Here is a 21795-nt window from a genome sequence, read left to right as displayed (position 1 = left end):
GTCCTCCCTACGGATCTGTTTCGATCGTCTGTGCCGTCAGTCCCCTTGTCTTGCCTCCCCCTTCACGCGGTCTTTTCGATGTCGATCCCCAGCTCCTCGACCATGGCGTCGCGCATGACGAATTTCTGCGGTTTGCCGGTCACGGTCATCGGCAGTTCGGGTTTGAAGCGGACCAGGGCAGGCACCTTGAAATGGGCGATCTGATCGCGGCAGAACTGGCGGATGCCGTCTTCGGTCGGCGTCGCTCCGGGTTTTGGCACAATCCATGCGGCGACGATTTCACCGTATTTGTGATCGGGCACCCCGAAGACCTGCACCTGGCTGACATCCGGGTGCGTGTAGAGAAACTCCTCGATCTCGCGCGGGTAGACGTTTTCGCCGCCGCGCAGGATCATGTCCTTCACCCGGCCGGTGATGTTGCAATACCCTTCCCCGTCGATCGTCGCCAGATCGCCGGTATGCATCCAGCCCTCTTCGTCGATGGCCTCGGCGGTGCGGTCAGGTTCGTCCCAATAGCCCTGCATCACCGAGTAGCCGCGGGTCATCAACTCGCCCTGTTCGCCGATATCCGCGACGGAACCGTCCTCGCGGGCGATTTTCACTTCCAGATGCGGCTGGATGCGCCCGACCGAGCCGACCCGCTTGTCGAGCGGGGTATCGGTGTCGGACTGGAACGACACGGGGCTGGTTTCGGTCATGCCATAGGCGATAGTGACCTCATGCATGTGCATGTGGCGCTGGACCTGTTTCATCACCTCGATCGGGCAGGGGGCACCGGCCATGATTCCGGTACGCAGGCTGGACAGGTCGAACTCCGCAAAGCGCGGATGCTCCAGCATTCCGACAAACATCGTGGGCACGCCATAAAGCGCGGTGCAGCGTTCTTCAGCCACAGCAGTAAGCGTATCGACCGGATCGAACCCTTCACCCGGCACGACCATCGCCGCACCTTTCGTCACACAGCCAAGTGTGCCCATGACCATGCCGAAACAATGGTAGAACGGAACCGGGATGCACAGCCTGTCCGCTTCGGCAAGCTTCATGGCGGCGGTGACGAAATGGGCATTGTTGACAATATTGCGATGCGTCAGCGTGGCGCCCTTTGGCATGCCCGTGGTCCCCGAAGTGAACTGGATGTTCACCGGATCGTGGCGGTCGAGCGTCGCGGTGAGCGCGTCCAGATCGGAAACGGATACCTCCGCGCCCATCGCCTCGACCTCGGCGAAGCGGAAACACCCCGGATGGTGCGCGTCGCTCATCACGATCACGTGGCGGAGATTGGGCAGGCTGGCGGAGTCCAGCTCGCCCGGTGCGTCCTCGGTCAGTTCGGGGGCCACGACGCGCAGCATGGCGAGATACTCCGACGATTTGAACCGTTCCGGCAGGATCAATGCGCGGCACCCTGTCTTTGCCAGCGCGAACTCCAGCTCATGCAGGCGGTAGGCGGGGTTGATATTGACCAGGATAACGCCGATCCGGGCCGTGGCGAACTGCGCCAGCAGCCATTCATAGCGGTTGGGCGCCCAGACCCCGCAGCGGTCCCCCTTTGCAAGCCCCAGACGCGTCATACCGCCGGCCAGCGCATCGACGCGGGCCGCGAACTCCCCCCAGGTCCAGCGAATGCCCTGGGCGCGGAACACCACCGCCTCGCGGTCGCGGACCCGCGCCACCGTGTCGGCCAGAAGTGCCGGGATCGTCCATTCAATCAGCGGTTCGTCCGTCCGGCCCGCCACATGGGCCTTCCCCTCGGGCACGACACCCAATTCGGCCTGCCGGGCAGGCGCAATGCCTTCATGCATGTCACTCTCCTTGATCTGTCGGGGCGGCGCGCCGGGCCAGATCTCCGTTGGATATCCATCGTGCCGCGAAGCAAATCCGGAGTCTCGGCATTTTACGCCATGTGGGGCGGGGCCGTCCGGCGGCCCCGGTGATAGTCGCGCGGGCTCATCCCGAAGCGGGCCCGGAAGCCCCGGTTGAAATTCGACAGGTCCTGAAACCCGGCCCGATAGGCAATGTCGGAAATCCGCCCATGAACATGAGGCAGGTGGTTCAGATGTTCGGTCACGAACCGATAGCGTTTGGACCGGACCAGATCGATGAAGCTGGTCTCATGGGCGTGAAACAGGCGCTGAAGCTGGCGTTCCGAGACGCCAAGCTGGCCGGCAAGCCAGGGAAGCGACAGGTAATCGGCGGTCAGGTGGGTGTCGATCAGATCAAGTGCCAGATCATAGCGGCTTGCCGCATCGCTCAGTGCGATGCCCGCCAACCCGTCCTCCGGGCACGAAAAGGCCAGATGGATCATGTCATAGAGCAGCGACGCGTTGCCCTGACGCTCGCCCGCGCCGTTTTCGTTGAAGAAGCGGAAGAAATGGCGGGTCAGTGTTCTGGCGACGGGGGTCGCGGCGGCGAGTTTCCTGCCGATGCCCACGCCCGGCCGGCGCTCGCTCAGAAAGCTCTGCCGGGGCAGGTGGACCGACATCAGGCGGCTGCTGTCCTCGGCCAGATGGAGCACACCCTCCTTGGTGCTGTCGAGCAGCACGGCATCTCCCGGTGCAAGGCGTGATCGGGTTTCATTGTGGTCGACCGACAGCGTGCCCGACATTTCGATCACGAAGAAGATGTACTCATTGTCATCGCGCCTGATGCCGGCCCGGTCCCGCTCGATCTTGGCGACGTCGCCCCAGACATCCGCCACGTCCAGATGGTCGAACATATGCACCCCGATCCTGCCCTTGACCGCCCGCTGGCCGCGCTGCGGCACGCCATCGTAGGCCCCACAGATCGCATGAAGGTCGTCATACCATTTGTCGAATGGTGTTTCCCGGATCATCGGGCGCCTCCTCCCTGACGCCTGCGCCGGTCTTGATGCCGGTCGCAGGCGTTGAAAGTATGCCGCCCGCTTGCCTTAGCGTAAAGCCCCGTGGAGGGGATGGTCGCGGCCAGCCCCCTGCTCGCATGCGACGAGGGGCGCCGGTGCCGTTTCCTCAGGGTCCGACCGCGTCCGGCGCAGCGGCGGCAAAGGCGGGATGTGCCGCACAGGCCGCTTTGACCGCGCAGATACGGACGCAATCGGCATAATCCACACCCCATCGATCCGCGTTGTAAAGCTGCGGGATCAGGCAAAGATCGGGCAGGGAAGGCCGAGGGCCGATGGTGAAGGGCGCCTGGGTGAAGTCGCCAAGCAAGGCTTCGAACGCCAGCAGGCCGGGGCGAATGAAATGGCGCATCCAATCGGTGCGTGCGGGGTCCTGACCGCCGGTGGCATGTGTCACGACCGACAGGTTACAAACCGGGTGCACATCCACGGCCAGCACATAGGCCAGCGCCTGCGCCTTGGCGCGCGCCGCGGGCTCTTTCGGCAAGAGGCCCAGATCGCGGGTCTGATCGAGGTAGTCGAGGATCGCGAGCGACTGGGTCAGCCGGTGGCCGTCAATCTGAAGAACCGGAACCAGACCCTGCGGGTTGCGCGCCAGATGCTCGTCGGATTTGTGCTGTTTTGCCAGCAGATCGACGCGGATGGCGCGATACCCGATGCGCGCGAGGTTTAGCGCGATCCGGACCCGGTAGCTGGCCGAGGAGCGCGGGTAATCATACAGCAACGTCTCGTTCATTTCGCGGCCTTGAGCGCCGCGGCGATCACCTCACGGTCACCGATATGGTTGCACAGGATCAGGATCAGCCGCGCATTCAGCGCGTCGCTTTCGGCCTTGCCGAGGCCGTCATGGGCGGCCAGCAATTCCTGGTAGAACCCGTCCTGATCGGGGATGTTGGGCTGAAGAATCAGGGCCATCCGGTCACTCCTGTCCTGTGGCGCGGCGCAGGGCCGCGCGGGTGGCGGTCTCGTCGAAGGCAGGCCAGCGGGCGACCACATGCTGATCGGGCCGGATGAGGTAGACGGCCGTGCCGGCCTGGCCCAGATAGCGCGCGGAGAGCGCGCCCGTCGGGTCGTCGTCGGCGCCAAGCGCCAGCCGGGCAACATCGATACCGGCTTCGGCGAAGGTTTCAGGCGCGTCGGTGTTGAGCGTCAGAAGGGTGAAGCCCGACCCGAGTGCGTCGAGCAGAAACCCGTCGCGCAAGGGCGCGTCCACACATGGCGCGCCCGGCCGGGTGCGGGCGGGGCCACCGGCCAGCCGATCCTCCCCCGTCAGGGACAGACCGTCATAGGTACAAGGTACGGACAGGCGGCCGGAATTGACCAGAGGCCTCGCAAAAGCATGCTTGTGCGCCAGTGTCAGGACCGCATTGCGGAACAGTGTGCTGATCTCGGTTTTGGGGGTTATGAAATCGGTCGCCCGGGTCGAGTTCAGGATGTTCTCGTCAGCCCCGAAAACCCGCTCTTCGGAATAGCTGTCGAGAAGATCCTCGGGGGCCAGCCCGCGGATCACGAGATCCAGCTTCCAGGCAAGGTTTTCGGCATCCTGCATCCCCGAATTCGCGCCACGTGCGCCAAATGGCGAGACCTGATGCGCCGCATCGCCGGCAAACATCACGCGACCATGGCGGAACCGTTCCATCCGGCGGCACTGGAACGTGTAGATGGAGGTCCATTCCAGCTCGTATTGCGCCTCCGGCCCCAGCATTGAATCGACGCGGGCGCGGATATTCGCCTCGTCCAGTTCCTTTTCGCGGTCGATATCCCAACCAAGCTGAAAGTCGATCCGCCAGATATCGTCGGGCTGCCTGTGCAGGAGCGCGGACTGTCCGGCATCCTTGAAAGGCGGTTCGAACCAGAACCAGCGTTCGGTCGGGAAATCGGCGGTCATCTTCACATCGGCGATGAGGAAGTTGTCCTCGAAGACGCGGCCTTCGAAGCCGAGCCCCATCATCTCGCGCAGCGGAGACCGCGCGCCGTCGCAGGCAATCAGCCAGTCGGCATGAAGACTGTAGGGACCGTCCGGAGTGTCGACCGACAGTGCAATGCAATCGCCCCTGTCCTCCAGCGCCGTAACCCGGTTCCGGCCGCGGATTTCGATCTCCAGACCGTTGTTCTGCTCGGCGCGAACCTGATCGATCAGGAACTTCTCGAAATAGGGCTGCTGGAGGTTGATGAACGCCGGGTTCTTGTGGCCGGTCTCGGGTTGCAGATTGAACTCGAACACGCGGTCATCTCCGTGGAATACCTTTCCCACGTTCCAGACGACGCCCTTTTCCACCATTGCGGCACCGCAGCCGAGCCTGTCCGCGATTTCGAGGCAGCGCTGCGAGAAACAGATTGCGCGGGAGCCTTCGCCGATTCCTTCGTGATCGTCGAGCACCAGCACCGGCTGACCCCGCTGCGCAAGATCCAGCGCGGTCGCAATACCGATCGGGCCCGCGCCGACAACGACGATCGGGTGGCGTTCAGGCACCGGCGCATCCTGCGCCGCGACCTTCCGGTACGGGTAAAGCTCGAAGGCGAGGCGGTATCGGGACTGGGTCATTCTGTGCCGTCCTTCCAATAGGGTTTCGCGGTTTCCGCGCGGTCCCAGACGAGGAAGAACTCGTCGAGCTGCGGCGGAGTGACCCCCGCCTGGCTCAGCAGCGCATGGACTTGCCCGCGATGGTGGATCTGGTGCTGAAACAGATGTAGAAGAAGGTGATCGGTCCGCTCCTGCGACGGCCCGTCGGGGCGTTCAACGGTCACGCTGCGCGGCAGATCGGCATCGGCAAGGCCATCGCAGGCCGCGATCAGCGCGGCGTCGGTCTCTCTCTGCGCTCCGGCAAGGGCCAAGGGCTCGTCGATATCCTCGCGCCGGAAGATCGCGCGCCCCTTCCCCCCGCCGAGAAGGGCGTCGATATAGTAGAGATCGACCTCGTAGATATGGTTCAGCGTCCGCGCGAGCGTGCCGAAGAAGCTTGGGAATTCCCTGTGGTAGACCCCCTTCGGCATGGCGCAGACCGTTTCGAAAAGTGTCGCATTGGCCCAGGCGTTGTTCCGGGCCAGCGACCGGAAATAGGCAACGCTCATCCCTGCAAGTCCTCCCACATCTTCAGGTCCCGCTCCGCCGTCCAGATGCGTGGCGTATCCAGCCCGCGCGCTTCGTCATAGGCGCGGGCGACATTGAAGGGCAGGCAATGCTCGTAGATCGCGTAATCGGCAAATTTCGGATCGCATGCGGCGCGGACCGCGTCCCAGGCTTCCTTCAGGCTGCCGCCGCGCGCCGCCACCCTGGCGGCCGCCGCATAGGTCGACATGACAAAATCGGACGTATTTCGAATGGCAGCCGCCACCATCTCGGGGCCGACCAGCGCGTCACCGCGCCCCGGCGCGATGCTGCGCGGCTGGAACGAAGCGATGTTGCCGAGCGTCTCGTCCCAGTCGCTGAAATGGCCGTCGCCGCAATAGCAGGCCGAGTGGTACTCCACGATATCGCCGGTGAACATCACCTCCTGATCCGGCACCCAGATCACCGCATCGCCGGCCGTATGGGCGCGGCCCAGATGCATGATATCGACCCGGCGGTTGCCCAGATAGACAGTCATGCTTTCGGAAAAGGTGGTGGTGGGCCAGGTCAGTCCGGGGATGCTCTCATGCCCTTCGAACAGACGCGGGAAGCGCTGGAATTCGCTGTCCCAGTCCTCCTGCCCGCGTTCCACCACCATCGAGCGGGCGGTGTCGGACATGATGATCTGATCCGCGCCATAGGCCGACGCGCCCAGCACGCGCACCGCATGGTAATGGGTTAGCACGACATGGCTGATCGGCTTGTCGGTGACCGTGCGGACGCATTCGATGACCTTCTTCGCCAGTCGCGGCGTCGCCTGCGCCTCGATGATCATCACGGACTCGTCCCCGATAATGACGCCGGAATTCGGATCGCCCTCGGCTGTGAAGGCGTAAAGCCCTTCGCCCACCTCGGTGAAGCTGATTTTCTTTTGCGTCATGTCGCCTTGCGACGCGAATGCCTTGGCCATGTGTCAGTCCCTTTCCAGGAATTCCAGCCGGTTGCCAAAGGGGTCTTCGGCAAAGAACCGGCGGCGGTTCTCGATTGTGTCGTCCCAGCGCGGGCTCTGGCCCAGGGCCTCGATCCGCGCGGCGACGGTGTCTATGTCAATGACGGCAAAGCCCGGATGGGCCTTGCGCGCGGGGGTGAAATCGGGCTCCACCCCCAGATGCAGTTTGGCGCCGTTGAGCGCCAGCCACAGCCCGCCGCGCGCCTTCAGCGCGTCGGGCTTGGCGATCTCGGCCAGACCCAGACCCGCGCACCAAAAGGCGCGCGCCGCGTCCTCGCCCCCGGCGGGGATTGCGATCTGGATATGGTCGAGAGCCAGGGTCATGGGCGGCTCAGCCCCAGGCCTTGGCGGGCAGGATCTGGCCCACGCAATCGCCGAACCCGATGGTATAGCCATCGCCGCGCGCATTGCCGCGCAGGGTCAGCGTATCACCATCCTCGATAAAGCCCCGGGTCTCGCCGGTCTCCAGCATGAAGGGTTCGCGCCCGGCCCAGCTGAGTTCCATCAGCGAGCCGAATTCACCGCGTTCCGGCCCCGAGATGGTCCCCGACCCCAACAGATCGCCCGCATTCATCGCGCAGCCACCAATGGCGTGATGGCACAGCTGCTCGGCCGCCGAATAATACATGCGGCTATAGTTGGTCCTGGCGATGACCGATGCGCGGTCGGCGCCTTCGGGCTGCATCAGAACCTCAAGCTCGATGTTGTAAAGCCCGTCCCTGCTGCCCTTGAGATAGGGCAAAAGCTCTTTCTCACGCGGGGGCGTGGGGGCGCGGAACGGCTCCAGCGCGGCGGCGGTCACGATCCAAGGGCTGATCGAGGTGCCGAATGCCTTGCCCTGGAACGGCCCCAGCGGTTGATATTCCCAGCCCTGGATATCGCGCGCCGACCAGTCGTTCAGCAGCACATAGCCAAAGATCATCGCATCGGCCTCGTCCACCGTGATCGGCTGGCCGAACTCTGACCCGGTGCCGACGATGGCGCCCATCTCCAGTTCGATATCGAGCCGTTTCGAGGGGCCAAAGGACGGCATCTCGGCATCGGGGGCCTTGGTCTGGCCATTGGGGCGGTGGATCTGCGTGCCCGACACCACGACCGAGGAGGCGCGGCCATTGTAGCCGATCGGGATATGCAGCCAGTTGCCCGGCAGATCGGGCGAGCCGCGCAGGATCGCGCCCATGTTCTGGGCATGCTGACGACCGGCGTAGAAGTCGGTGAACTCCGACACCGCGAAGGGCATGTGCAGCGTGGCCTGATCCATCGGGATCAGCATCGGTTCGACCGTGCCCTGATCGGCGGACCCCTCGGCTAGCATTTGGATCAGCCGCGCGCGAAGCGCCTCCCACGCCTCGGGGCCCAGTTCCATGACATCGTTCCAGAACGGCATCGAAAAGAGATCGGGCTCCTCCAGATCGATGAGCCCTGCCTCCTCGGCGGCGGCCATATCCAGGATCATGTCGCCGATGGCCACGCCGCAGCGCGGTGGCTCGTCACCGGTGGAAAAGACACCATAGGGAAGGTTGTTCAACGGAAACGGGGTATCGGCGTCATTGGCCGAGGCGACCCAGCTTTTCATCAATGGCATGGTGCGGCATTCCTTCGGTGCGGTTGGCACAAGATCGATCTGACATGGGAGGGAGCGTATACGGCCCGCCCGGCAGTTGGCCAGCGGACCGGTGTCCGCGCCGGGCGGGTAGGGGTCCTCCCTCCCCAACGCGGGTTGGATATTAGTTGGTTTTGTAACTAACAAGGCCTAGTCTGTCGGAATGACCCAAAAAGCCACCTTCGATCTGGAAGACTTTCTGCCCTATCTGCTGACGCAGGCCGCCGAGGCCTCAAGCCTGGAGTTTCAGCAGCACTACAAGGGCCGCTACGGGATGCTGCGGACGGAATGGCGGGTTCTGTTTCATCTGGGACGTTTCGGCGCGATGACCGCGAAAGAGATCTGCGCACGCTCCGGCATTCACAAGACCAAGGTGAGCCGCGCGGTGGCCGCACTGGAGCGCAAGCGCTATCTGTCGCGGGAAGTGCTGGAGACCGACCGGCGCCTGGAAAGCCTTGGTCTGACCCCGATGGGGGAGCGTGTCTTTGCCGATCTGCTTGGCGCGGCCCAACGTTTCGACAGCGCCATGACGGCGCATTTCACGGATCAGGAGGAGGCGGTGTTGCGCCGTTGTCTCACCCGGATCGCCCGCCTGCCGTGAGGGGCGGCCTTAGAGATGGTCGTGAAAGGCCCGCCAGAGCGGCAGCATGTCGCTCGCCTGATCGCGGGCGGAGACGAGGAGACCGCGTTTGCGCCATGTGGCGGGGAGCGGCGCCATCATTGCGATGCCCCTGCGTTTCAACAGATCGGCATGGGGATGATCGGCAGCATAAGGCTTCGGCACCCGTTTAAGCGACGCGTCCCCGAAATTGGAGATCTGCGCGCCGGATGTGCGGGCAACCTCCGTCATCGCGTCTGCTACCAGATCGCCGCGCGTATCGATCCATTCCCTGTACCGGGTCAGCGCCGGCCCTTTCAGGGACACCACGCCCAGGCCCAGAACCAGCTCGCCCGATGCGCAGGAAAAGAACCAGCCCGGTGCAAGACCGTCGGCACTTGCGGGCCGCCAGAGGATGTGAAGCCACGGGTTGTAGGGCGATTTATCCCTGGCGAAGCGCACGTCCCGATAAATGCGGAACAGTTTCGGGGCATGGGCAACCCCGGTCAGCCGGCTCAGATCTTCGGCCAGCAACTCGGCGAACAATTCCGCAGGTTTCCTGATTTGGGTGACGTAATGCGTCTTGCGCGGCTCGAACCAGTCCTTGCGATTATTGCAGGAGAGTTCGGCAAAGAATGCCTGCGCCGCATTGACCATGTCTTCGAACCCCTCGCTCATCTTCCCGCTCCCTCTGCGCTGTCCCTTGCAGTGAACCTGTACCGCCGGGATACCTCAAGCCCTGGGGGCGGGCTGCTTGCGGCATTGCGGTCAATGGGCGTTTGGCTCGGAAAGATCCCCTCCATGGTCGGGTTTGACGAGGCAGCAGCCGGCATGTGCGCGTGAAGAAAACCTCCCTGACATTCGTGGTGGACGGGCCGGGCCCGGACGCGATGTCGCTGTTGCGGGTGGCGTCGCGCCATCTGCAACAGGCGGATCTTGGCGATGTGAAGATCGTGGCCTAGGTCACGCCGGACATACTTGCAAACCTCAGTGACCTCACCCGCGTCCCGGGCAGTTGCGCCCGTGCCCGAATGCGCGGACCGCTGCACGGTCGCATTGTGTCCCAGCCCAAAAAACTGGTAGAGCCAAGCGCCCTTGCACTCCTTGGTGGGGCGCGCAATGCTGAGCTGCATCTTGAGATTTTCGAAATGGCAGGTTCGCATCTTGCCATGCGTTCCGCGCAGAGCGGCCCCGGGTTCTGCCACATAGTGCAAGAAATGCAGGTCACATGTCCCATGTCTGATCAGGTTCACACCTCCGAAACCAGCCGGTCCGCCGCGACGCCCCCCGGCCACTTTCCGCCGGTCGAGGATCTGGTTGCCTGCCCGACCTGCGACGCGCTTTATCAGCTTCCGGATGTGCCGAAAGGCGCGCGCGCGCGATGCCTGCGCTGCCATACGGTTCTGACCGCGCCACGCGACGGGGCGATGACACGGATCGTGATGCTGGCGGGTACATCCGTCATTCTGATGCTGGCGGCGATCTTCTTTCCCTTTCTGGAGCTGACGGCGGCGGGCATCACGCAGCGCAGCTCGATCATGGACGTGGTTCTGGTCTTTGCAGACGGGCCCTTCGTGGGCCTGGCGATCGCCGTGGGCGCGCTCATCGTGATCCTGCCGCTCGCGCGCTTTCTGGCGCTGATCTATGTGCTTGCGCCCATGGCCTTCGGCTGGCGGCCCGCCCGCGTGGCGGTGCCGGTTTTCCGGCTGGCGGAGCGTATGAAACCCTGGTCGATGGCGGAGATATTCATCGTCGGGGTGGCCGTGGCGCTGATCAAGGTGGCGGGGCTTGCGCATCTGTCCCTCGGCCCTGCCTTCTGGGCCTTCGTGGCGCTGGTGCTGATTACTGCGGTGAAGGACACATTCATGTGCCGGTTGACGATATGGAAAACGCTCGAACAGCGCAGCCAATGGTGACCGCGCGCTCGGCTGGTCTGGTCGGCTGCCCGAATTGCGGCCGGGTCCACGATGTCCCCGCGCCCGGGCGCTGCCAGCGCTGCGGGTGGCGTCTGCCGGGCCATGCGCCGGATCGAAGCCTGCAGCGGGTCTGGGCATGGCTGCTTGCCGGGCTGGTCGTGTATATTCCGGCGAATATCTACCCGATGCTGCGCACCAACACCTTCGGCCGGACGACCGAAAGCACGATCCTCGAAGGAGTGGTGGACCTGATCCATCACGGCTCCTACGGGGTGGCGCTGGTGGTTTTCGTGGCCAGCATCGTGATCCCCATCGGCAAGTTCTTCGCCATCGCCTATCTCGCCATCAGTGTCGAACGGCGCGAGATGATGCAGGTTCATGCGCGTCATCGGCTGTTCGAGGTTGTGGAATTCATCGGGCGCTGGTCGATGATCGACGTTTTCGTGGTCGCGATCCTGGCCGCGCTTGTCCAGCTTGACTTTGCGGCCACGATCAACCCCGGCATCGCGGCCATAAGCTTCGCGCTTTCGGTTGCATTCACCATGCTTTCGGCGCAGAGCTTCGACCCCAAGACCATATGGCTTGACGGGGACATGCGGCCCAGATGACGGATCAGACACCGCCCTTGCCGGAGATCGATCAGCCGAACCGCTCGGCCCTTCGGAACCTGTCGGTCGTCTGGCTGGTGCCGGTTCTGGCGCTTGCCGTGGCGCTTGGCATCGCATGGCAGGCTTATTCGGACCGCGGCACGCTGATCGAGATCCGCTTCGAGAACGGCGCCGGGGTCACGGCCGGCGAAACCACGGTCCGCTACCGTGATGTGGTTATCGGAACGGTGGAAGACGTGAGGTTCAGCCCCGATCTGCAAACGGTCATCGTGGAGGCCCGGGTTGAAAACGAAGTGCTGCCCTTTCTCGACGAGGATGCGACTTTCTGGGTGGTGCGCCCGGAGATATCCACCCAAGGGGTCAGCGGCCTGTCCACGGTCGTGTCCGGCGTCTTTATCGAGGGTGCCTGGGATAGCCGGCCCGAGAGTGCGATGCGCAGTTTCGACGGCCGCGAGAGCCCGCTCTTCGTCCTGCCCGGTGACGAGGGGCGCCGGATCACGCTGAATGTCAGCCCCGGCATTCAGCTTCAGGGCGGGGCGCCCGTGACCTTCCGGGGCATTCAGGTCGGGCGCCTGGAACAGCCGGATCTCACCGAGGACGGGCTTTCGATTACCGTCGATGCATTCATCGACGCCCCTCACGACCAGCGGATCACACAGGCATCGCGGTTCTGGGACAGTTCGGGGTTTTCCGTCAGTTTCGGGGCGGATGGCCTGACGCTGGACGTGGAAAGCCTTGCTTCGCTCGTGACCGGCGGGATCGAGTTTGATGAGGTGTATTCCAACGGTCAGCCGGTCGAGGGCGACGCGGTGTTCGAGGTATACGAATCCGAGGAGGCCGCGCGGGCGAGCGCATTCGACGTGGCCCCGATCGGGGAAGTGCCTGTCGCGGTGGAGTTCAGCAATTACATACGCGGCCTCGTCCCCGGCACGCAGGTGGTGATGGCCAACGACCAGATCGGCGAAGTGACCGCCGTGACCGTGCAGTCGGTCGAGATTGCGGACGGGTCAAAGCAGCGGCTGGTCGTCGATCTGGTGCTGGACCCGGGCCGCATGGGCTTCCCCATCGGGACGGGGGCCGAAGAGGTCTACGAATACCTGGCCGAACAGGTGGCCGATGGTTTGCGGGCCCGACTCTCCACTGCGGGTCTGATCTCGTCGGAAACCCGGATCGAGTTTGCCATTGATTACGATGCCCGGCCTGCTCGGTTCGAGGTGGCGGCCGATCCCTACCCGGTCATGCCCTCCATCATTGTCGAGCAGACCAATGTGAACACCACCGCCGAGGGTGTGCTGGAACGCGTGGCGGCGCTGCCGTTCGAGGAACTTCTGAGCCAAGCCATTGACACGCTGGCCAGCATCGAGGGGCTGGCGGGCGATCCGGCGCTGAGGGATGTGCCGGAGGAGGTCGTGGCGCTGCTGACCGAGGCGCGCGAACTGGTCGGCGGCGACGAAACGCAGGCGATCCCGGGGGAGGCGCGCGCCGCCGTTGCCGAGTTGCGCGGGATCCTTGCCGAACTGCGCGAAGGCGGCACCATCGCCGCGCTGACCTCGGTCATCGCACAGGCGGACGAGGCGATGGGCCCGATCACCGAGGCCTCTGCGGTGTTGCCGGAGGTGATGGCCAACCTCCGCGCCCTCTCGGAAACCGCCGCGGAGCTTGAAATCGAGGCGTTGATCACCACGGCAAATTCCGTGTTGGCCAGTGCCGATGCCTTCATCAGCAGCGAGGGCATGGCGGAGGTTCCGGCAAATCTCTCGGCTTCGCTCGTCGAACTCGAAGCGCTTGTCGCCGAGTTGCGCGAGGCAGATGTGGTGGGCAGCCTGAACACGACTTTGGCCTCCACAAGCGCAGCCGCCGAGGAGTTGCCGGCCCTTGTCGAGCGGACCGATGCCGTTCTGACGCGGATCAACACCCTTGTCGGAGCTTATGGCGCGCGCTCCGCATTCATGGGAGAAACGATGGACGTCCTGCGCGAGATTACCACTGCGGCCCGGTCCATCGCGCAACTGGCACGGGCCATCGAACGCAACCCAAGTTCCCTGATCACTGGACGCTGACCCATGTTGACCCGGATTTCGATATTCCTTCTGGTGCTGTCGCTTGCGGCCTGCGGCGGCAATGAGGACCTGTTCCTAGTGCCGCCGGTCACCACCCCCGCGGCGCCGATTGCAGTTGGTGCGCAAAGCCTGGAGGTGCGCGATGTGATCCTGCCGGCCTATGTGGCGGAGGCTGACATTCTGGTGCAGGAGGCCGATGGCGCACTGCGCCCGGTCGGAGGGGCGCTTTGGGCCGATGATCCGCGAACCGGCATCACCCAGGCACTTGCGCGGCGGCTCGATCTTGGCACCACGGCCACGGTCGCGGCCGAGCCCTGGCCTCTGTTCGACGGGCCCGACAGAAGCGTACAGGTCACCATCGATCGCATGGTCGCCCGCGCTGACGGGCAATTCGAACTGGGTGGGCAGTTCGCGGTGATCTCGCGCAGCGGTGCTGCACGCGAATTTCTCCGCCGTTTCGAGATTGTCGAGCCCTATGCCGGGCCCGACCCGCAATCGGTCGCCGACGCCTTGGGACGTGCTTTGACCGCCCTGTCGAGCAGGATCGCCGAAAGCATCGCACGATAGTCCAAGAGCGGGACACATGTGCCCGGCCTGCGGCGGACCGACCGACAGCAGGGTCACAGGCGGTACGAGATGCAGGCGAGGGGGCTGCGCCGGGGCGGTCAGACGACGGTCCGAGTGCGGGCGCGTGAGAGATTGGATTGGTACGAGGGAAGAACTATTTCTGATCTGTCGGTCGCAAATTAGTAGCTAGCCCGGGGCTGACAGTCGTCGCTGGGTGGACAAGGTTTGACTGCTCGCTGATGGTGGAATCAGAATTATCCGTATTACGTGGCATCATGCTAAAACCGGATTTAGGTGAAACACATGGATTGCGCGGGCCGTTCGACAGGAGAGTGACCTTTGCTTAGTATCCGAGAAATCGAAGAGAAATATCCAAACTCTTCGCATTTGCTCTATGCCCGGGGTTACCTGGTATCCGAATCGAAATCTGTTCTTCCGAGGGAATGGCATACGGTGCGCTTCGGGGGCTATTATGTAAGTACACATCCGCTATTGCAAGTCTCACAGGTCTCTCATTCAGGTGTGAGCCTATTGTGTCTTGGAACCATCTTTTTTCCGGAAATGGAGAGTCTTTCTGGAAATGACGTACTGACCTATCTGGCGGAGGGCCTTGCAGAGTCAGAACATATTTTCTTTGAGCGCATTTCCGCGACAAATGGAAGATACGTTCTGGCCTATGCAAGCGACGACGGGGAATGCTGCTTGTTGACCGATGCCACTGGGATGAGGTCGGCATTCTACTCGACGGAATCGGAACTCCTGATTTCCTCCCACGCCCACCTAGTTCAGCAGAATAAAAGTGTGCGAACTCCCAAAGACACGCGGCAGTATAAGTTCGGCTTTCCTGGAAATCTTACCCCTTTCCAAGGCACCAAAATATTGACACCCAACACTAAGCTGAACCTCAAATGCCGGCGCGTTGAGAGGTTTTGGCCGAGATACGGCATAGAGGAGATCGAAGAGAGCGAATGCGCCGAGCGCATTCACGACCTTCTTTTCCGTTCCTATCGTTGGATAAATCGACATTTTGATTGCTTTGTCTCAATTACTGCCGGCCTTGATTCCCGTGTAACCTTGGCGGTTTCTGGCGGTCTGGCTCGCTACATGACCTACAGTCGGGGCCAAGACAAACCGGCCGAAGAGCAAGATCGTCTGGCAGCAGAGACAATGGCGAGAGACCTTAATCTCAACCATGTTTCTATCACTCGTTCGGATCTTGAAGCGGCTCCGGAAGAGTTTTTGAAGGTGAATGAATTTAACACTTACTATCGACATATACCACCCGCTCCATGGGCATATAGAAGGCTTGCGCTTTCCGCGACAAAAGAGCCTGTCCATATTCGATCCAACTTGAGTGAAATCGGGCGTATGTTCTACAAAGGACGAAAGATCGATCCCAAGTCGCCTCATGACTTGGTCAGGCTTTGGTCAAACGATCCAAGCCTGCACACTAAGGAAAATGAAAACGCCTTCCGTACTTTTTGCGAGGATACAGCATTCTTTCGCTGCCCGGTAGAGCTTACGTCACTATTCTATTGGGAGCATAGGATGGGGTGTTGGCATTCACAGGTTGCTCTTGAGGCCGATATCGCATGTGAAAGTCTTTCACTGTACAATTCACGTGACTTGCTTTCTCTGTTCTGGGCTGTGCCCATTGAGGCCCAGAAAAACGATCAGCTACTCAAGCGGATTGTGCGTGAGATAGCGCCAGAGCTTGCGCATTATCCCATAAACGGAAAGCCATTCGGCTGATGGCGAATTTGAGACTTTGTTAACTTCAGTTTCGTTTTTAGTCGTGACGTGCCCCGGTGCTGCGCTACCGGAAGTGTCCCCGCCCGGGGGTTAGGCTTCGGGTGTCTCCGTTCCCATTGACAGCAGCTGAACCTGCCTCAGCTGCGGCGCAACCAGTTTTCGACAAGCATCTGAAAAAGCAAATCTTTTGAATCCGTCTCGATTTGGGTGAAGGCAGGTTGAAAGAGACGCGGGGCGCTCAGAGACCGATTTCGAGCCAACGGCCAGTCTCTCAAAGTCGGGCGGCGTCGCTCAACTCCTTCGAGCCAAAAAGGGAAAAAGGCCCTGTCAAAGACCTTGTCTCGGGTTCGCGAAGTGTAGGTGGCGGAGTAAACGGGATTAATGTCGAACCTCTCCACCCTAAGTATTTGAAAACATTATGGACCGACGAGTGCCGCAAAGTTTCAGCCATGGAACATATCCACCTGCAGGGGGCGTAGCATGCCGATACCCAATGGGTGTCGACGCTGTAGCGGCACTCAGCCGATGAAGTCCGCGCGTCGCTCGAGCAGGCTCTCGTAGAGGAAATCGACAAAGAGCCGGACCCGATGCACCCGGCGCAGGTCGCCGTGCATCAGCACCCAGGTCGAGCGGCTCTGGTCGAGGTCGGTTCCCGGCACCCGCTGCAACTCGGGAAAGACGCTTTGCACCCAGGCGGCCAGAAAGCTCATCCCCGCCCCGGCGCGGGCAAGGTGCATGTGCATTGCCGGATCGGCGATGGCATGGCGTACCGTCGCGCGTGGAAAAGGTGAGGCAGAGATCATCGCCTGCAATTCCGGGACCTCGCCGTAGCCAAGCCAGGTCAACCCTTCGCCGCGTGGACCGGCATCGTGCAGATGCCTGTCGATGTAGCCGCGCGAGGCGAAGACACCGATCGACAAGGGAAACAGCTTGCGCCCCACGGCATCGCCGGTGAGATCGCGCACATGGCGGATCGAGACGTCCGTCTCAAGTTTTTCGATCGAGTCGATGGCGTAGGACAGGTTCATGTCGATGTGGATGTCGGGATAGAGCGCCAAAAACTCGCCCAGAACCGGCGCCAGCAGGAAATGCGCGGTCATCGGGTCGGCCGACAGGCGAATACGCCCCGCCGCCTCGCTGTCCAGCCCGCGAACGGCGTTGAAGCCCTGGCGCAAGGATGCTTCGGCTTCCAGCGCTTGCGGCAGCAACTTGCGGCCCGCCGCCGACAGTTCGAGCCCGCCCGCACTGCGCCGGAACAGCTGTACGCCCAGTTGCGCCTCTAGGCTCTCGACTTGCCGGCGCACGGTCGCGTGGGTGCCGTCAAGCTGCTCGGCGGCCCCGCGCAACGATCCCGCCCGCGCAACGGCCAGAAAGGCCGGAAGAGATTTCCAATCCACCATGCGGATCGATTATGAACCACAGTGGTTCATGAACTGCAATATTCGGATGGAATTCGGTCCGATAGAGACAGGGCAACCGAACCGAAAGGAGTCCACCATGACCGCAACACTCTCTGCATGGAGCATCAATCATTATGGCACCCCCGAGGTGCTGAGCCCGGTGACCCGGCCCGTTCCGGCACCGGGCCCCACCGAGATCCTGATCCGTATCCGCGCCTCGGCCGTAACGCGCGCCGATGGCATGATGCGGGCCGGGCAGCCCCGCTTTGCACGTCTTTTCCTTGGCCTGCGCCGCCCGCGTCACACCCTTTCGGGCACCGGGCTCTCGGGCGAGGTGATCGCCGTGGGCAGCGATGTTGACAGGTTTGCCGTGGGCGACGCCGTCTTCGGCGAGGCGGGGCTGAATTTCGGGGCAAATGCCAGCCACATCTGCCTCGACGCATCCGGCGTGTTGATGAAGAAGCCCGCGGCACTTTCGCATGAGGAGGCCGCCGTAATGTGCGATGGGCCGCTGACCTCGCTGAACTTCCTGCGCGAGGTGGCTGAACTGCGCGCGGGGCAAAAGGTCCTGATCCTCGGCGCCTCGGGCAGCCTCGGCAGCGCCGCGGTGCAAATCGCGGCCGCAATGGGAGCTGAGGTCACCGGCACCTGCAGCGCCCGCAACGCTGGCATGGTGGCGTCGCTTGGGGCCAGCAGGGTCATCGACTATAGGCAGCAGGATTTCACCCGACAGGCCGAGCGGTATGACGTGATCTACGACACGCTCGGCGTCTCGTCCTTCGCTGACGCCAAGGGAAGCCTGACCCGCTTGGGACGCTATGTCTGTCCGGTGCTGGGCCTTGGTCTGCTGGGCGCGATGATGCGCACTGCGATTGCGGGCACGCGCAAGGCGCGCTTCTCGGCTACCGGGATGCTCAGACCGGACGTCCTGCGCCCGATGCTCGGCACCCTCGTCGAGATGGTCGAGGAGGGCAAGCTGGTGCCTGTCATCGACCGGGTTTACCCTTTGGCCGACCTGATCGAGGCGCACCGCCACATGGAGACGGGTCACAAGCGCGGCAACGTCGTCGTCGTTTGAGCGCGCGCCAAACCGATTAAGCTCGGCAGGCTCTAGAAACAATTTGTCTCTAGATCAAGAACGCGTTCTGGAACAATGCACTAGCCGCTATAGTTTCGGTTTGTTTTGAATGCACTTGGGCGAATATCGCTTGAGTAATACGCGCTGAACGTGTAGTTTAAGGAAAAGAGTTATCAGCGCTAAGCGATTCTTAGCGTTGTTTTAGTGTTGTGCGGGCAGTACTGCAGGCGTTGGTTTGCAGCTTCGGCTCGTACTCGTAATGGTTTGAGGAGGCAGCCTGCAATGGCAACATATGACCTACTCGTTTTTTCTTGGAATGACTTTTTCCAAGACACCCTCAGTTAGGGTTAGATCGTGACTTTATCGGTGAGACGTTCACTTGACTCCGCTCGCGCAAACCTGAGCGGCGGACGGGTCCTTACCGTCCGAAGAATGGCCTCCGACCGAACGGCGAACCAAGCGTGCAGCAGGCAATGAGGGTCCAGACGAACCCTCCCTCTTAGAGCCAGAATGGCTGGTAACAACGGCTTCTCGGCCAAAAAATTAGGTATGGTAACTATGGCAACGATTAGACCCACCGGAAACAACACCAACGAATTCATCGTTACGACCGATAGCGGCCGGACCTTCATCATCGCCCGCGATAATCTTTGGGGCTATGACCTGACGGACGGCAACAACGACGGGTTCTTCGACGTCAACGCGCTGGACAACATTTCCTCGTCCTCCGGAGATATGGTCGAGTTCTTCACCGGCTCGGGGCAGGATTTCACCATCACGCCCACCGGCAACAGTGGTCTTGAATACATCATCACCCTCGCCGACGGCACCACCGCCATCATCGACCGGACCGATGTATCGGGCGACGATGTGCGAGGCTGGGATTTCGCCGACGGTGTGGATGACGGCAAGATCGATCTCGAGATCCTGCTGGGCGACAGCTTTTCCACCGATGACGATGTGCGTCTGGTCACCGGCTCGGGCCAGGGCTTTACCATCACGCCGTCGGGCAACAACGAGCTGGAATACATCGTGACGCTTGACGACGGCACCACCGCCATCGTCGCCAAGGACACGTTGCGCGGCTGGGATATCAGCGACGGCACCGAAGACGGGGTCGTCGACCTTGAGGCGCTGATCAACGACAGCAGCTCCACCGACGAAGATGTGGTGCTTTATACCGGATCGGGCCAGGGCTTCACCGTCACGCCGTCGGGCAACAATGCGCTGGAATATATCATCAGTTTCGACGACGGCACCACCGCCATCGTCGCCAAGGATACGCTGCGCGGCTGGGATATCGGCGACGGCACCGAAGACGGGCGCGTCGACCTTGAGGCGCTGGTCAACGACAGCGGATCCACCGACGAAGATGTGGTGCTTTATACCGGGTCGGGCCAAGGCTACACCGTCACGCCGTCGGGCAACAATGCGCTGGAATACATCGTCACCTTCGACGACGGCACCACCGCCATCGTCGCCAAGGACACGCTGCGCGGCTGGGATATCGGCGATGGCACCGAGGACGGGCGTGTCGACCTCGAGGCGCTGGTCAACGATACCAGCTCCACCGACGACGATCTGGTTCTTTATACCGGGTCGGGCCAGGGCTTTACCATCACGCCAACCGGAAACGAGGCGCTGGATTACATTCTCACGCTTGACGACGGAACCACGGCCCTTCTGTCGCGCGACAGCTTGCGCGGCTGGGACATTGGCGATGGCGCCGAGGACGGGCGCGTCGACCTTGAGGCGCTGATCAATGACACCTCTTCCACCGATGACGATCTGATCCTCACGACCGGGTCTGGTCAGGGCTTCACGATTATCCCAAGCGGCTCCGCCCCCGGCGAATATCTGATCATGCTTGATGATGGCCGAACCGTCATCACCGACAAGGACTCCATCCGGGCCCTCGATTTGGCCGACGGGACCGAGAACGGCGCGCTCGATGTCGAGGCGCTGTTCGATTCCAACGGACAGGACGGCGACGTGGCAACCAATGCCACCGCGGTCTGTTTCACCCGCGGCACGATGATCAAGACCGACCGGGGCAACCGCCCCATCGAAACCCTTGTCCCCGGCGACCTTGTCTTTACGGCCGATCATGGCTTCCAGCCCATTCGTTGGATCGGCAAGAACCGGCTATCCAAGAGCGCCTTGGCGGCAAATCCCAAGCTGCGTCCCATTCGGATCCGGGCCGGTTCCCTTGCCGAAGGGCTGCCGGAGCAGGATCTGATTACCTCGCCGCAGCACCGGATTCTTGTCCGATCCAAGATCGCAGAGCGCATTTTTGGCAGCTATGAGGTCTTGATCCCGGCCGTCAAACTGCTGTCCATGCCCGGTATCGAGGTTGAGGAAGGTGTGGAAGAGATCGAGTACTGGCATTTCATGCTCGATGCGCATGAGATCGTTATCGCCAACGGCGCCTCATCGGAGAGCCTTCTTGCAGGATCCGAGGCGCTCAAGGCTCTGCCCGCGGCTTCCTTGGAAGAGCTGCGTCTGGTGCTCCCGGAGATCTTCGCTGCGGACTTCGTCGCCAGCGCTGCACGGCGTCTGCCGGATCGCGGAATGGCAGCGAAGCTGTTGACGCAGCGGCACCTGAAAAACGCAAAGCCGATCTTCGAGCACCACTTGCCGCTCCAGCCTTCGCACCAGTTAGAGCTGAGGTCCTAGGGCAAAAATCGGTCGGCCCGGATCACGTAGCGCCACGCGACGTCAAGGATTTCAGCGCGTTACGTGATCTCGACTGATTGAGCTGACCCGAAATCACTCTCGATTGTCAGCAGCGCGGGCGATTCCGGCTATCGTAAGAATAGGTCCCGCCCTCTCCGTCCGGCCGCTCGATCCGGCTGCCGCGGGTGTCATAGACGTAGGTGTAAGTGTCGTCCGAGAGAGGCTGGTTGTGGGGATTGGTGTCGCAGAGCTCGCTCAGATGGCTGGCGAGGCGGCGAAACGGGCACGTCACAGCCCGCCAATGAGGTGAAACCGTTATCGTGCATACGCAGGAGAAGAGCTCTTTGCCTTCTTACTCCTCATCGAAGTATGCTCGGATCGATCGAAAAGTCTCCGAGCATATCCTCTTGAATTCCGGATTTTTCTCAGCTGTGTGTTCTAGCTCCTCTAGGGTCAATAGCCATTCTCCAACCTCAAAATATCTGACCTGCTCCCCTGAAAAGTCCTCGCTTTGAGGTTAGCCTGTTCTCCAACTGAGGAGACAGACGATGAAGAGAAGCCGTTTCAGCGAAGCGCAGATCATTCATTGCCCGGCAGGCGATTT

At 62.1% G+C, this 21795-nt stretch carries 21 protein-coding genes; 9 read left to right on the top strand and 12 right to left on the bottom strand.

Annotated features, from left to right (window positions below; genetic code table 11):
• Positions 1-62: 62 nt before the first annotated feature.
• The 9 genes from D9R08_RS15005 to fahA all read right to left on the bottom strand — a co-directional run bounded on the left by D9R08_RS15005 (position 63) and on the right by fahA (position 8518).
• The gene (locus D9R08_RS15005; RefSeq protein ID WP_121898888.1) at positions 63-1799 is read right to left on the bottom strand and encodes an AMP-binding protein; all 1737 of its coding nucleotides are present in this window, start codon (positions 1797-1799) and stop codon (positions 63-65) included.
• A gap of 92 nt (positions 1800-1891) precedes the next feature.
• Positions 1892-2830, bottom strand: a complete 939-nt coding sequence (locus tag D9R08_RS15000; protein WP_121898887.1) for a helix-turn-helix domain-containing protein — start codon at positions 2828-2830, stop codon at positions 1892-1894.
• Positions 2831-2984: 154 nt separating this feature from the next.
• Complete coding sequence (maiA, locus tag D9R08_RS14995; protein ID WP_121898886.1) at positions 2985-3611, bottom strand: maleylacetoacetate isomerase; 627 nt, start codon at positions 3609-3611, stop codon at positions 2985-2987.
• Complete coding sequence (locus tag D9R08_RS14990) at positions 3608-3790, bottom strand: DUF2783 domain-containing protein (RefSeq protein ID WP_121898885.1); 183 nt, start codon at positions 3788-3790, stop codon at positions 3608-3610. The genes maiA and D9R08_RS14990 overlap by 4 nt, the downstream gene beginning before the upstream one ends.
• A gap of 4 nt (positions 3791-3794) precedes the next feature.
• Positions 3795-5420 (bottom strand): FAD-dependent oxidoreductase, encoded by a 1626-nt coding sequence (locus D9R08_RS14985; protein WP_121898884.1) that lies wholly within the window; start codon positions 5418-5420, stop codon positions 3795-3797.
• Positions 5417-5947 carry a DinB family protein gene (locus D9R08_RS14980; protein WP_121898883.1) on the bottom strand — a complete coding sequence of 177 codons (531 nt, stop codon included), beginning with the start codon at positions 5945-5947 and terminating at the stop codon, positions 5417-5419. Before D9R08_RS14980 ends, D9R08_RS14985 begins: the two co-directional genes overlap by 4 nt.
• Positions 5944-6894 carry an MBL fold metallo-hydrolase gene (locus tag D9R08_RS14975; protein WP_121898882.1) on the bottom strand — a complete coding sequence of 317 codons (951 nt, stop codon included), beginning with the start codon at positions 6892-6894 and terminating at the stop codon, positions 5944-5946. Before D9R08_RS14975 ends, D9R08_RS14980 begins: the two co-directional genes overlap by 4 nt.
• Before the next feature lie 3 nt (positions 6895-6897).
• Positions 6898-7257 carry a VOC family protein gene (locus D9R08_RS14970; protein ID WP_121898881.1) on the bottom strand — a complete coding sequence of 120 codons (360 nt, stop codon included), beginning with the start codon at positions 7255-7257 and terminating at the stop codon, positions 6898-6900.
• Positions 7258-7264: 7 nt separating this feature from the next.
• Positions 7265-8518, bottom strand: coding sequence for a fumarylacetoacetase (gene fahA, locus D9R08_RS14965; protein ID WP_121898880.1), 1254 nt, complete (start codon positions 8516-8518; stop codon positions 7265-7267).
• A 181-nt stretch (positions 8519-8699) separates the two neighbouring features.
• On the opposite strand from fahA, the gene D9R08_RS14960 reads away from it, so the two are divergent.
• Entirely contained in the window at positions 8700-9137 is a 438-nt protein-coding gene (locus D9R08_RS14960; RefSeq protein WP_121898879.1) for a MarR family winged helix-turn-helix transcriptional regulator, read from the top strand.
• A 9-nt stretch (positions 9138-9146) separates the two neighbouring features.
• Here the strand turns inward: D9R08_RS14960 and D9R08_RS14955 are convergent, their stop codons facing one another.
• Positions 9147-9812, bottom strand: a complete 666-nt coding sequence (locus D9R08_RS14955) for a TIGR02453 family protein (RefSeq protein ID WP_121898878.1) — start codon at positions 9810-9812, stop codon at positions 9147-9149.
• A gap of 161 nt (positions 9813-9973) precedes the next feature.
• Between D9R08_RS14955 and D9R08_RS19535 the strand changes: the two genes are divergently transcribed.
• The 6 genes from D9R08_RS19535 (at position 9974) to D9R08_RS14930 (ending at position 16037) form a co-directional block, all read left to right on the top strand.
• Positions 9974-10096, top strand: coding sequence for a hypothetical protein (locus tag D9R08_RS19535; RefSeq protein ID WP_267898156.1), 123 nt, complete (start codon positions 9974-9976; stop codon positions 10094-10096).
• A gap of 273 nt (positions 10097-10369) precedes the next feature.
• Positions 10370-11050, top strand: coding sequence for a paraquat-inducible protein A (locus tag D9R08_RS14950; protein WP_121899056.1), 681 nt, complete (start codon positions 10370-10372; stop codon positions 11048-11050).
• On the top strand, positions 11017-11658 hold the full coding sequence (locus D9R08_RS14945) for a paraquat-inducible protein A (RefSeq protein WP_121898877.1): 642 nt from the start codon (positions 11017-11019) through the stop codon (positions 11656-11658). Before D9R08_RS14950 ends, D9R08_RS14945 begins: the two co-directional genes overlap by 34 nt.
• A complete protein-coding gene (locus D9R08_RS14940; RefSeq protein ID WP_121898876.1) occupies positions 11655-13718 on the top strand; it encodes a PqiB family protein in 2064 nt (687 codons plus the stop codon). The genes D9R08_RS14945 and D9R08_RS14940 overlap by 4 nt, the downstream gene beginning before the upstream one ends.
• Before the next feature lie 3 nt (positions 13719-13721).
• On the top strand, positions 13722-14285 hold the full coding sequence (locus tag D9R08_RS14935) for a PqiC family protein (protein ID WP_233557502.1): 564 nt from the start codon (positions 13722-13724) through the stop codon (positions 14283-14285).
• Between the two features lie 339 nt (positions 14286-14624).
• Positions 14625-16037: a hypothetical protein gene (locus D9R08_RS14930; RefSeq protein WP_147450701.1), complete on the top strand. Its 1413-nt coding sequence runs from the start codon at positions 14625-14627 to the stop codon at positions 16035-16037.
• Between the two features lie 518 nt (positions 16038-16555).
• On the opposite strand, the gene D9R08_RS14925 is transcribed toward D9R08_RS14930, so the two are convergent.
• Positions 16556-17437, bottom strand: a complete 882-nt coding sequence (locus D9R08_RS14925) for a LysR family transcriptional regulator (RefSeq protein WP_121898874.1) — start codon at positions 17435-17437, stop codon at positions 16556-16558.
• A gap of 97 nt (positions 17438-17534) precedes the next feature.
• Between D9R08_RS14925 and D9R08_RS14920 the strand changes: the two genes are divergently transcribed.
• Positions 17535-18515 carry an NAD(P)-dependent alcohol dehydrogenase gene (locus tag D9R08_RS14920; RefSeq protein ID WP_121899054.1) on the top strand — a complete coding sequence of 327 codons (981 nt, stop codon included), beginning with the start codon at positions 17535-17537 and terminating at the stop codon, positions 18513-18515.
• A 558-nt stretch (positions 18516-19073) separates the two neighbouring features.
• On the top strand, positions 19074-21191 hold the full coding sequence (locus D9R08_RS19455) for a Hint domain-containing protein (RefSeq protein ID WP_233557500.1): 2118 nt from the start codon (positions 19074-19076) through the stop codon (positions 21189-21191).
• A gap of 106 nt (positions 21192-21297) precedes the next feature.
• Here the strand turns inward: D9R08_RS19455 and D9R08_RS19160 are convergent, their stop codons facing one another.
• Positions 21298-21483, bottom strand: a complete 186-nt coding sequence (locus tag D9R08_RS19160) for a hypothetical protein (protein WP_158599016.1) — start codon at positions 21481-21483, stop codon at positions 21298-21300.
• Between the last annotated feature and the right edge of the window lie 312 nt (positions 21484-21795).

Source organism: Rhodophyticola porphyridii, from assembly GCF_003688285.1.
Lineage (GTDB): Bacteria > Pseudomonadota > Alphaproteobacteria > Rhodobacterales > Rhodobacteraceae > Rhodophyticola > Rhodophyticola porphyridii.
Note: the sequence above shows the minus strand (reverse complement) of the source record. Positions and strands in the feature narration are given on the sequence as shown.